Genomic DNA, 11,630 nt, shown 5'->3' on the forward strand with positions numbered 1-11,630 from the left:
GTAAATGCCAACGTTCTTGAGGCAGTACCGCGGAGCCATTGGGCTTAAGGCTTAATCTAAATGATCTAAAAAACAGACAACAAATAACCTTTAGTTATTTGCTTAGGGCTTTCGTCCTCGAATTCAGCGCAGATCTATTGGCCAGTCGCCGTTAATGAAATGAATTGAAGTGACGATAAAAAGTTTTATTGACTAAAGAATAACGCCGGGTAATTATTTCCCTGCATCTGCTTTCACGCAGAGTCATTTTGCAGGGGCAACCCGATGAATCAGAACACCGTGCCTTCACTGGCCAGTCTTTACGTCGAGACTCACGAATCGCCATTTGACGCACGCTCGGCGCCTTCGCTCATGCAAGGCTTTCCCGCCGAACCCCACCGCCGCGTCACCTGGCACAACTGGATGAGCCCACCGTTCAACCAATGGGGTTTCCGCAACCTGGCGCGCTTGCGTCCTTCCATCGATGTGCAGGCCGGCAGCGGGCCGGTCAGTGCGTTCAAGCAGGCGCTCCAGCCGTTGGATGAGCTGCACTTCGACAGCGAATGTGGCTTGAGCATCAGCGTGATCGATCACCTGGTCGCCAGCCAGACCGATGCTTTCCTGGTCCTGCAGGGCGACACCGTCCTGTTTGAGCGCTACTTCAATGGCCAGCGTCCCCAGGACCGGCACATCATGTTTTCGGTGACCAAGTCGCTGATCGGTGCCTTGGGCGAGCAACTGGTCTGCGAAGGCCTGCTGGACCCTACGTTGACCGCCACCCATTACGTACCGGAACTGGCGGGCAGCGCGTTCGGCGATGCGACCGTGCGCCAGTTGTTCGACATGGCGGTGGCCGTCGATTACAGCGAGGTCTATGAGGATCCGGATTCAGAGAGTTCCCAATACGGTTACGCCTGCGGTTTCCAGCCGGCACCCGCGCAGTACGCGACCTTCGAATCCCTGTATCAGTACTTGCCCTCACTGAGGAAACGCGGCAGTCACGGCGGCTTTTTCCATTACGTGACGGCCACCACCGAGGCGTTGGCCTGGGTCATGGAGCGGGCATCAGGCAAGGCCTGCCATAAGTTGCTGCAGGAGGTCTGGAGCCAGTTGGGTTGTGAACGTGACGGCTACTTCCTGGCCGATCCCTGGGGCCGCAGCGTCGCCGGTGCCGGTTTCAATGCGACCTTGCGTGACATGGCGCGCTTCGGTCGCCTGCTGGCCAACGATGGCCGCCAGGGTGGGACACAACTGCTCTCGGCCGAAGCGCTGGCCGGTATCGCCGCCGGAGCCGACCCGGCGATCTATGCCGCATGCGCCGACTTCTCGAGCTGGACCCCAGGCGCGTCCTACCGCAGTCAATGGTATGTCTTCAACGACCACAGCCAGGCGCTCATGGCCGGTGGCATCCATGGCCAATACCTGTTCGTCGACAAACCGTCCGGCGTGGTGATCGTCAAGCAGTCGTCCCTGGACGAAGCCGTCAGCCCATTCGACGGCGACAGCGTGCGCATGCTGCGTGCCATCGCGGCGCAACTGACGCCCTGACTTCATCCGATAAACACAAGAATTTCGTTCCGCTCACCTGGCCCCACCAGGTGTTGGCGCGGGTTTGCGCCGCCATTTACTGCCCTGTAACAACAATAATCACACAGGAGCTCCATATGGTTTCCATGATGCGTTTGTCCCGAACGGTGCTCGTTCTCGGGTTGCCCTTGACCGCCCAGGTTGCCTGGGCGGGCTACACCTTCGAGGAGGGCAACCTCAAGGGCGAGGTCAACTTCAGTGCCGGTGGCGCAGTCCTTTCTACCCGCAACGTCAACTTTGGCGGCGGTGTGGTGGACATGCGCAGCGGCAAGAATGGCGGCACGAAAATCGACTGGCAGGAGTTCTACGTCAAGCCGGGCATCAAGTTGGAATACGCCGTGCAGCCGGATTTCAGCCTGTTGGCGGGCGGCTCCCTGGTGGGCGCGACCACCTTCGGTGATGGCGATGCCGGTGGCTTCACCCGTAGCTCCGACGGCAAGCTGTCGACCGAAGAGTTCTATGGCGGTTTCCGCGCTGGCGAATGGACGGTCACCGGCGGTCGCCAGAACTACATGATCGGCAACGGTTTCATCGTGATGGATGGCAACCTCGACCAGTTGAACGACGGCGCCTACTGGCTCGCCCCACGCACCGCCTTCAAGGATTCGGCCGTGGTCGCCTGGGACCATGGCGCGTTGAAGGTCCAGGGCTTCAGCCTGGGCACCGACAGCGACCTGGGTGACTTTCGCATGAGCGGCGTGAACCTGGACTACAACCTCGACGACCAGGTGACGCTGGGCGCCACCGCGTTGAAGGTCAAGGCCCTGGGCCCCAAGGGCAGCACATTGCCGCGTCGTCGCGATGGCATGCTGGTGTACAACGTCAGGGCCTTGAACGCCAAACTCCCGGGCATCCCGGACCTGACCCTCAATGCCGAATATGCCCTGGAGCGAGGCAGCGGCGAAGGCGTGGACTACGATGCCAAGGCCTGGTACGGCCAGGCGGATTACACCTTCAGCACGCTGCCGCTGACCCCGGTGATCGGCTACCGCTACGCGAGTTTTTCCGGCGACGACAACCTCACCGACAACCGACAGAAAGCCTGGGATCCGTTGACCAAGGGCTTCGTCGACTGGAGCACCTGGTTGATCGGCGATGTCGTCGGCAACTACCTGCTGTTCAACAGCAACGAAAACGTCCAGCAGTTCTCACTCAAGACCCACCTCAACGAAACCCTCACCCTCGGTGCGATCCACTACCAGTTCTGGCTCGACGAAAAAAACTACATGGGCACCGCCGTCAGCGATAAACGGTTTGCCGACGAGAGTGTAGTCTTCCTGGATTGGGCGCCTTCGAAGTCGTTGTCCACCTCGCTGTCCTATAACTGGGTCAAGCCCATGGCAGCGGCCAAGCAAATCTTCGGCGACGACCGGAAATTCAGCGCGCTGGAACTCTACTTCACCTACCGCTATTAAGTGCCGCGAGCCTTCGCGGCCGCGCTGGAGTGTTTGATCATGAGCCTGTTTTTGCGTAACACCTTGCTGGGCGCTGTCGTTTCGATGCTGGTCAGTGGCGCGAGCCTGGCCGAAGAGCGGACGGTGCGGATCTATAACTGGATCGAGTACCTGCCGCCTGAAATCCTCAAGAGTTTCCAGGAGGAAACCGGCATCCGTCCCATCTACGACGTGTTCGACAGCGTCGAGACTTTGGAGTCCAAGCTGCTGACCGGCAACTCCGGGTATGACGTGGTCTACCCGAGCAGTTCCAACGTCAGCCACCTGATCGCCGCTGGCGCCGTCCAGCCCCTGGACCGCAGCCAATTGCCGAACTGGCAGCATCTGGACCCCGAGTTCATGAAGTCCCTGGAAGCGGTGGGCGATCCGGGTAACCGCTATGCGGCGCCGTATCTGTGGGGCACGACGCTGATCGGCTACAACGTCGACAAGGTGCGCCAGGTGCTGGGTGCCGATGTGCAAATGAACACCTGGGACATCCTTTTCAAGGAAGAGAACATGGCCAAGCTGGCCAGTTGCGGCGTCGGTTTGCTCGACGCCGCCAATGAGATCGTGCCCATCGCCTTGCACTACGAAGGTCTGGACCCCAACAGCCAGAAACGTGAAGACTACGCAAAGGCGCAGGCGGCCATGCTCAAGGTTCGACCGTACATCACCTACTTCAACTCATCGCGCTATGGCATGGACCTGGCCAACGGCGAGATCTGCGTAGGGGTGGGTTGGTCCGGTGGGGTGGCCCTGGCCAAGCGACTGGCCGAAGACGCAGGGAAGGGGGTCAAGGTGGAGATGGCGCTGCCCAAGGAAGGCGCACCGATGTGGTCGGACGTCATGATGGTGCCCACCAATGCGCCGCATGCCAAGGAGGCTTACGCGTTCATCAACTACATCTTGCGTCCCGACGTCATTGCCCGGATCAGCAACAAGATCGGTTACCCCAACCCGAACAAGGACTCCACGACGCTGGTCAATGCTGAAATTCGCAACAACCCCGCCATGTATATACCGGACGAGGCGCGCAAGACTCTGTTCGCGTTGGAGCCGGTGCCGGCGGCGGTGGAGCGGATCCGCACCCGTACCTGGACCAGCATCAAGACGCATCGCTGATCAGTGTGACCCGGCGTTGCGGCGCCGGGTCCGTATCGGTGGAGTGTTCGCTCAGGCGCGCATGCCCAGGAAGAGCAATTCGGTGATCCGCCGGACCTGGGTGGAGTGTGCCTCGATATCCGGTTGTTCCTGGTTGACCAACCTGAACAGCTGCAAGTGCGAATAGTCGTTCAACAGGAACGCGGCGAGGTCGACATCGAGGTCGGCGCGCAGCTTGCCAGCTTGTTGCAATTCCCTGATCAACCCACTGATTTCGGCCCTGAGCGCATCGTTCATGGCGCGATAACCCTCGGGCAGCCCGTTGTTGCCACCAAACAGGATCAGCGGCAGCAACTCGCGCCACAGGCTTGGATGCATGACCTCCAGCGCGTAGCCGGTCAACAGCCGCTCCAGATAACACAGCGCTTCGACCGGGTCTTCGATTTCAGGGATCTGGCTGCGGGTGTCCGTGAGTGCGCGCTGGTCGGCGTCGTGCAGGATCTCCAGGATGATCTCCTGCTTGTTGCCGAAATACTTGAAGACGGTAGGCGCCGATACGCCGGCCTGGCTGGCGATCTGCTCGATGGTGGTGTTCTGGAAACCCTGGCGCTCGAACAGTTCGACCGCCGCCTTGCTGATGGCTTGGCGGCGTTCGGCTTTTTGACGTTCACGCAGTCCGCTCACGGGAGGTCCTTGTCGTTGAAATAATAAAGGGCGAACGGCGTAATGCCAGCCAGTTGGAGATCAACCTGTGGGAGCGAGCCTGCTCGCGATTGCGGTGAGTCAGCCAACATTGATGTGATTGACACTCCGCATTCGCGAGCAGGCTCGCTCCCACAGGAACTGACAGGCATGCAATAGCGCCCAGTGCACCACGCAAAATACTTAACCCAGTAAAGTTTTTAAAGGGTTTATTTCATGGCTCCCCCTCAAGGACGTGGCTGAATACCGCGATCCAGACACCTGGCAAGAGGCAAAATGCCATGCCGTACTTGGCGAAATCAGGCACAGGGATGGCGCGTTCAGGTAACTAACTCGGGAGGGAAGGCAGGTAACGTGGCGCGACTTTTCAACGGCCATGCACACGTTCGCGACGGGGACCGTCTTCAGGAGGGGATGAAACCACAAGCACCGACCGTCCCTAAGCGCGTCTCAATGTTCGATCACAAGAGAATAAAAAAATGACCAGCCCCAGCTTCAAGGATTCGAACGGCCATTTGGCACAGGGCTTCAAGCCTCGTCACGTCACCATGCTGTCCATTGCCGGGATCATCGGTGCGGGTCTGTTCGTGGGATCGGGCCATGCCATTGCCGCCGCCGGCCCGGCCGTCATGTTGGCCTACCTGTTTTCCGGGCTGTTGGTGGTCCTGGTCATGCGCATGCTGGGCGAGATGGCGGTTGCCAATCCGGACACCGGCTCCTTCTCGACCTATGCCGACCAAGCCATCGGACGCTGGGCTGGCTTCACCATCGGTTGGCTCTACTGGTGGTTCTGGGTGCTGGTGATTCCCATCGAAGCGTTGGCCGCCGGTCATGTCCTCAACCAATGGTTTCCCGCCGTCGATGCCTGGCTGTTCGCCTCGGTGTCGATCGTTCTGCTGGCCGTGACGAATCTGTTCAGCGTGTCGAAGTACGGCGAGTTCGAGTTCTGGTTCGCCATGGCCAAGGTGGTGGCGATCATTGGTTTTATCTCCCTGGGTTTCGCGGTGCTGATGGGTTGGATTCCCGAACGCGAAGCCAGCGGCCTGAGTCGGTTGATGGAGGAGCATGGCGGGTTCGCCCCCAACGGCCTGTCGGCGGTAGTGGGCGCTTTCATCACGATCATGTTCAGCTTCATCGGTACGGAGGCGGTGACCATCGCGGCGGCGGAATCCGATAACCCTGCGCAGAACATTGCCAAGGCCACCCGTTCGGTGATCTGGCGTATCGGTGTGTTCTACCTGTTGTCGATCTTCGTGGTCATTTCCGTGGTGCCCTGGAACGATCCGCTCCTGGCTTCAGTCGGTTCCTACCAGCGGGCGCTGGAACTGATGAACATTCCCCACGCCAAATTCCTGGTGGATATGGTGGTGTTGATCGCCGTGGCCAGTTGCATGAACTCCTCGATCTACATCGCCTCGCGGATGTTGTACTCGCTGGGGCGTCGCGGCGATGCGCCAAAGGCACTGAAGGTCACGTCCTCGGCCGGTGTGCCACGGTCGGCGGTGATTGCCAGTACCGTGCTGGGCGCGGGTGTCACTTTGTTCAGCTACTTCATGCCCGCCGGCCTGTTCCAGTTCCTGCTCGCCAGCTCCGGCGCCATCGCCTTGCTGGTGTATCTGGTGATCGCCATCTCGCAACTGCGCATGCGCCGGATGTTGCAACGACAGAACATCGAGCTGCCTTTTCGCATGTGGTTGTTCCCCTGGCTGACCTGGTTGGTCATCGTGTTCATCTCGGCGGCGCTGGCGGTCATGATGATCACGCCTGAGCACCGCAGCGAGGTCAGTACCACCCTGGGCCTGGCGTTGGTCATTTCCTTTATCGGCCTGGTGACATCGCGGCATTCACCCCAGCCTGAGCGCGTCGCTTCCCTCGGCTAGTTCGTCATTTTTACCCTGTTGACGCCACGTTACTGGCGTCAACAAAACCGCCTTTTCAGCCCATTCAAGACGTAAAAACCCCAGTCTTGAAGCGCGGCCCTTCCGCCTGTCACCCACTTGCAAACCCAGCCTTGCGAACCGGCACTAACCCGCGGCCGCGTTGTCAGTAATTTGCGCCTGTAGGGATGAGGATCGTCCCTGTTATCGGCACACTCAGCTGGATAGTTTTTTCTCGAGCACTCTCGAAAAAACAGCCTTGCGATGGATTGCGTCCTGGACCGACCATTTCTCTTGCAGGCGATTTCCCATGGGGTTTCTACTCGATCCGCGTCATGACATTGATGCTGCCTTATTGAGCTACCGCCGGGTGTTCTGGGCCCTGGCATTGTTCAGTGGCGTGATCAATCTGTTGGTGCTGGTGCCGTCGCTCTACATGATGCAGGTCTACGACCGGGTCCTGACCAGCCGCAACGAAACCACCTTGTTCATGCTCACCTTGATGGCCCTGGGACTGTTCATGTTCAGTGCCCTGATCGAGTGGGTCCGTGGCGAGGTGATGATTCGCATGAGCGCGGGGCTGGACGAAGCCTTGGGCGAGCGGATTTTCGACGCTGCCTTCGCCCGCAGCCTGCGCGAGCACAACGCCAACCCGGCGCAAGTGCTCACCGACCTGGCGACGCTGCGCCAGTTGATTACCGGGCAGGGCCTGATCGCCTTGCTCGATGCACCCTGGCTGCCGATCTTCCTGCTGGTGGCGTTCATCTTTCACCCCTGGTTCGGCGTGCTGACACTGGTGCTCGCCCTGGTGCTGGTCGGCTTGGCGCTGTGGGGCGAACTGGCGACGCGCACGCGCCTGGGCGAAGCCAATCGCCTGGGCGTGCAGTCGTCGATCTATGTGAATAGCACGCTGCACAACGCTGAAGTGATCCAGGCCCTGGGCATGCTCGGGCCGCTGCGTCAGCGCTGGAGCCTGTTGCAGCAACGGATCATTGCCGCCCAGGCCCATGCCAGCGACCGCAGCGCGCGTATCACCTCGATGACGCGTTTCGTGCGGATCTCCGGGCAGTCCCTGGCGTTGGGGCTGGGCGCTTTGCTGGTGCTTGAAGGCCAACTGTCGGCGGGCATGATGATTGCGATGTCGCTGTTGCTGGGACGGGCCCTGGCGCCCGTGGAAATCGCCATCGGCTCGTGGAAGCAGTTCAACGCCGGACGCCAGAGCTACCAGCGCCTGAGCCAATTGCTGGCCCAGCATCCGCGCGAGCGTCTGCGCATGCCGTTGCCACCACCCACCGGTGCGGTGCGCCTGGAGCAGTTGTATGTCGGTCCGCCGGGGGCTTCGCAGCCGATCCTGCGCGGGATCAATTTCAGCCTCGCCAAAGGCGATGTGCTGGCGGTGGTCGGGCCCAGCGCCAGCGGTAAATCGACACTGGCGCGCGCCTTGGTCGGGGTCTGGCCGGCCATGGGCGGGTCGGTGCGCCTGGACGATGCCGAGATCAGCCAGTGGTCCCACGACGCCTTGGGGCCCTACCTTGGATACCTGCCACAGGACATCGAGTTGTTCGATGGCACGGTCGCCGACAACATCGCCCGTTTCGGTGAACAGGACGCCGACAAGATCATCGCCGCCGGGCGTCATGCGGGTATCCACGAAATGATCCTGCGCTTTCCCAAGGGCTACGACACGCCGTTGGGTCCCGGCGGACTTGGCTTGTCCGGTGGGCAGAAACAACGCCTGGGCCTGGCTCGCGCGCTCTACGGACGGCCATCGCTGATCGTGCTCGATGAGCCCAACTCCAATCTCGATGACGCCGGCGAGCTGGCGCTGGTGCAGGCCATCAGTGCGCTCAAGGCGGCCGGCAGCACCGTGGTGTTGATTACTCACCGACCCAGTGTGTTGGCGGTGGTCGATCACATCCTGGTGCTCAAGGACGGTACTCAACAAGCGTTCGGCCCACGGGACCGGGTGCTCAAGGCATTGATGCCGGGGCCGAGACCGGCCGCGGTCAGGGAGGCGGGCGGCGATGCGTGATCTGACTCCAGGGGCACAAGCGTACAGCGAGCAAGGGCTGAGCGTGCGCAGCACGACGACGCTGCCCAGTGCCAGCACCGACGCCGGGAGCGCGGCGCGTTATGGCATGGGATTCCTGGTCCTGACGCTGGGCGGTTTCCTGCTCTGGGCCTGCCTGGCGCCGCTCGACCAAGGGGTGGTAGGCAGCGGCACCGTGGTGGTGGCGGGGGAGCGCAAGGCGGTGCAGTCGTTGGTCGGCGGGGTGGTGGAAAAACTGTTGGTCAGCGATGGCGACCGCGTCACCCAGGGGCAATTGCTCGTGCAGCTCAATACGGTGCAGGCGCAGTCGCAACTGGACGTGACCCTGGGCAAGCTGCTCAATGATCGCAGCATCGAGGCGCGCTTGATTGCCGAGCGCCTGGGCAATGCCGAGATCCAATGGCCCGCGGAACTGCTGGCCCACGCCGACGAACCGCGAGTCAAGGCGGCCATGGCCTTGCAGAGCCAGTTGTTCATCACCCGCCGCGCGGAGCTGGGCAGCCGCTTGCAGATCATCGAGCACGAAGCCGCGGCCTTGCAGCAGCAATTGCTTGGTTACGAAGGCGTCAAGCGCAACTACGACGCGCAGATGCGCTTCCAGCAGCAGGAGCTCGAAGGCCTGCGTGATTTGGCCCGGGAAGGCTACGTTCCGCGCAACAAACTCTTCGAAGCCGAGCGCAACGCGGCCCAGTTGGCGGGGCAGATCGCCTCTGGGGTGGGTGATGTCGGCAGGACTCGCCAGGCGATCAACGAAAGCCGGCTCAAGGCCTTGCAGGCGCAGCAGGAGTTCCGTCGCGATGCCGAAACCCAGCTCAGCGAAGTCTCGGCCGAGGCCGCCGGTTATGCCGATCAGATTCGCGCCCTGCAGTTTGAAGTCGACAACGGTGCGATCCGTGCGCCGGTGGCCGGGCAGGTCATGGACGTGAGCATTCATACGGTCGGCGGCGTGGCTCAGGCCGGCCAGACCCTGATGCAGGTCGTGCCGCTGGATGCACCGATGGCGATCACCGCGCGCTTCGAGCCGTTGATGGCCAACAAGCTGCGCCCGGGCCTGCCGGTGCACGTGCATTTTACCGCGCTGCAACGGGTGGATACGCCGACGGTGACCGGCACGGTGACGACGGTGTCGGCGGACCAGTTGATCAACGAGCAGACACACCAACCGTACTTCTCTGCCAAGGTCGAGATTCCTGCCGACACGGTGGCTGCGTTGCAGAGCGCCGGCCTGCTGGTACGCCCGGGCATGCTCGCCGACGTCACGGTGGTGACGGGCGAGCGCACCTTGATGAATTACCTGATGAAGCCTTTGCGTGAACGCTTGCTTGCAGCCTTCAAGGAGGAATGAGCATGGTCGATCGTTGCCGCTACCGTGTGCGTGTATTGCTGAGCCTGTGTGCGGGTTGGGCGGCGTTCAATCCGGTGTGGGCCGCTGAGGGGGGGCTGAGCCTGACCGCCGCCTACGATGCTTCGCGGCTCAACGATCCGACCGTGCAGTCGGCTGCCCACGCCTTTGAAGCTTCGCGGCATGAAGAGGACATCGGGCGCGGCGGCCTTTACCCGCAAGTGTCGCTAAGCTCGCGCTACGGCTACGGCTACGGCGGGCGTACCGACGGCGGTGACGACAGCAGTTACGTCAACAGCAACGATTACCAGGCGAACAACGTCACCTTGGCGGCGCAACAGCCGCTCTACGACAAGGCACGCTGGGCGGCGTATCAGGAGGGCAAGGCGCGCGGTCAACTGGGCACCCAGGTGTTCGACGTGGCCGGCCAGACTCTGTATGACCGGGTGGCGAAGGGGTATTTCGACGTCGCCCGGGCCGAGAATGAGATCAAGTTGATCGTCCAGCAGAAGAGCGCCATCCAAGGTTTGGTCGTTCAAAGTAAAAAGCTTTATGAAGGCGGCCAAGGCGCGATCACCGATATCGACGAAGCCCAGGCGCGGCTCGACCTGGTGCAAGCCCAGGAGGCTGAAGCCCAGGCGCGTCGGGTGGCGGCGTTGCGGGCCTTGTCCGGGCGTGCCAGCGTGCCGATCGATGACATCCTGCCGATGCGCGAAGAATTGGCCGCCGGTAGCCCTATACCGCCGGAACAGGATTTGCCGTACTGGACGGCGATTGCCCGCGAGGCCAGCCCCGAGCTGGCCGCCCGACTGGCGGCGGTGAAAGTGGCCGAAGCCCAGGCCGACAGCCAGCGCGCCGGGCATTATCCAACCTTGTCGCTGACCACTCAGCTGACCCGCCGGGAAACCCGTCAATACCAGGAACTCGACCCGCGCCAGGACACTTACTACGTGGGTGTGCAGTTGGATATCCCGTTGTACCGCGGCGGGGCGGTACGGGCCTCGGTGGCCAAGGCCGAAGCGCAACTGGCCGGCGCCCAGTCCGACTACGACGTGCAACGCCAGCAACTGGCCGAGGATATCGAGGCCGATTACCTGGGCGTCGTCGCCGGGTTTACCAAGAGCAAGGCGATGCAGCGGGCGGTGGAGTCCAATCAGCGAGCACTGACCTCGACGGAAAAAGGCTTCCAGGGCGGCGTGCGTTCCACGGTGGATATTCTTGACGCGCAGCAGCGGCTGTTCCAGGCCCGTCGAGACCTGCTCAACACCAAGCTCGACATGCTGCAAAGCTATGTGAGCCTGCACACCCACACCGGCCAGATGAACCGCGCAGTGCTGGAGCAGGTGCAAAGCTTGTTCTAGACAATCCAGGGCTCAAGTTTGCAACTTATCCCTGTGTGCAGGCTTGCTCGCGATAGCGGCGTGTCAGTCTGCCTTGTTGTTGGATGTGCCGCCGTCATCGCGAGCAAGCTTTGCTCCCACAGCTTGGATCGGTGCCAGCCTGCGATTTCCCTGCCAACAAAAATCCCCTGTGGGAGCGAGCTTGCTCGCGATAGC

At 61.6% G+C, this 11,630-nt stretch carries 8 protein-coding genes; 7 read left to right on the plus strand and 1 reads right to left on the minus strand.

All coding sequences use genetic code 11. The features are described from left to right. The first annotated feature begins 264 nt into the window (after nucleotides 1–264). The 3 genes from B0E42_RS22420 (at nucleotide 265) to B0E42_RS22430 (ending at nucleotide 4,124) form a co-directional block, all read left to right on the plus strand. Nucleotides 265–1,527 carry a serine hydrolase gene (locus tag B0E42_RS22420; RefSeq protein WP_077507503.1) on the plus strand — a complete coding sequence of 421 codons (1,263 nt, stop codon included), beginning with the start codon at nucleotides 265–267 and terminating at the stop codon, nucleotides 1,525–1,527. Nucleotides 1,528–1,643: 116 nt separating this feature from the next. Next, nucleotides 1,644–2,981: an alginate export family protein gene (locus tag B0E42_RS22425; protein WP_018601906.1), complete on the plus strand. Its 1,338-nt coding sequence runs from the start codon at nucleotides 1,644–1,646 to the stop codon at nucleotides 2,979–2,981. 39 nt (nucleotides 2,982–3,020) lie between these two features. Beyond that, the gene (locus B0E42_RS22430) at nucleotides 3,021–4,124 is read left to right on the plus strand and encodes a polyamine ABC transporter substrate-binding protein (protein ID WP_018601904.1); all 1,104 of its coding nucleotides are present in this window, start codon (nucleotides 3,021–3,023) and stop codon (nucleotides 4,122–4,124) included. A gap of 51 nt (nucleotides 4,125–4,175) precedes the next feature. Here the strand turns inward: B0E42_RS22430 and B0E42_RS22435 are convergent, their stop codons facing one another. Further along, nucleotides 4,176–4,787, minus strand: a complete 612-nt coding sequence (locus tag B0E42_RS22435; protein ID WP_018601902.1) for a TetR/AcrR family transcriptional regulator — start codon at nucleotides 4,785–4,787, stop codon at nucleotides 4,176–4,178. A 497-nt stretch (nucleotides 4,788–5,284) separates the two neighbouring features. On the opposite strand from B0E42_RS22435, the gene gabP reads away from it, so the two are divergent. From gabP to B0E42_RS22455, 4 genes are all read left to right on the plus strand, one after another. Further along, on the plus strand, nucleotides 5,285–6,685 hold the full coding sequence (gabP, locus tag B0E42_RS22440; protein WP_077507505.1) for a GABA permease: 1,401 nt from the start codon (nucleotides 5,285–5,287) through the stop codon (nucleotides 6,683–6,685). 307 nt (nucleotides 6,686–6,992) lie between these two features. Then, nucleotides 6,993–8,714, plus strand: coding sequence for a type I secretion system permease/ATPase (locus B0E42_RS22445; protein WP_018601899.1), 1,722 nt, complete (start codon nucleotides 6,993–6,995; stop codon nucleotides 8,712–8,714). Further along, nucleotides 8,707–10,077 (plus strand): HlyD family type I secretion periplasmic adaptor subunit, encoded by a 1,371-nt coding sequence (locus B0E42_RS22450; protein WP_077507508.1) that lies wholly within the window; start codon nucleotides 8,707–8,709, stop codon nucleotides 10,075–10,077. Before B0E42_RS22445 ends, B0E42_RS22450 begins: the two co-directional genes overlap by 8 nt. A gap of 2 nt (nucleotides 10,078–10,079) precedes the next feature. Then, on the plus strand, nucleotides 10,080–11,435 hold the full coding sequence (locus tag B0E42_RS22455) for a TolC family outer membrane protein (protein WP_077507511.1): 1,356 nt from the start codon (nucleotides 10,080–10,082) through the stop codon (nucleotides 11,433–11,435). The last annotated feature ends 195 nt before the right edge of the window (nucleotides 11,436–11,630 follow it).

The organism is Pseudomonas sp. A25(2017) (assembly GCF_002001065.1).
Taxonomy (GTDB): Bacteria; Pseudomonadota; Gammaproteobacteria; order Pseudomonadales; family Pseudomonadaceae; genus Aquipseudomonas; species Aquipseudomonas kilonensis.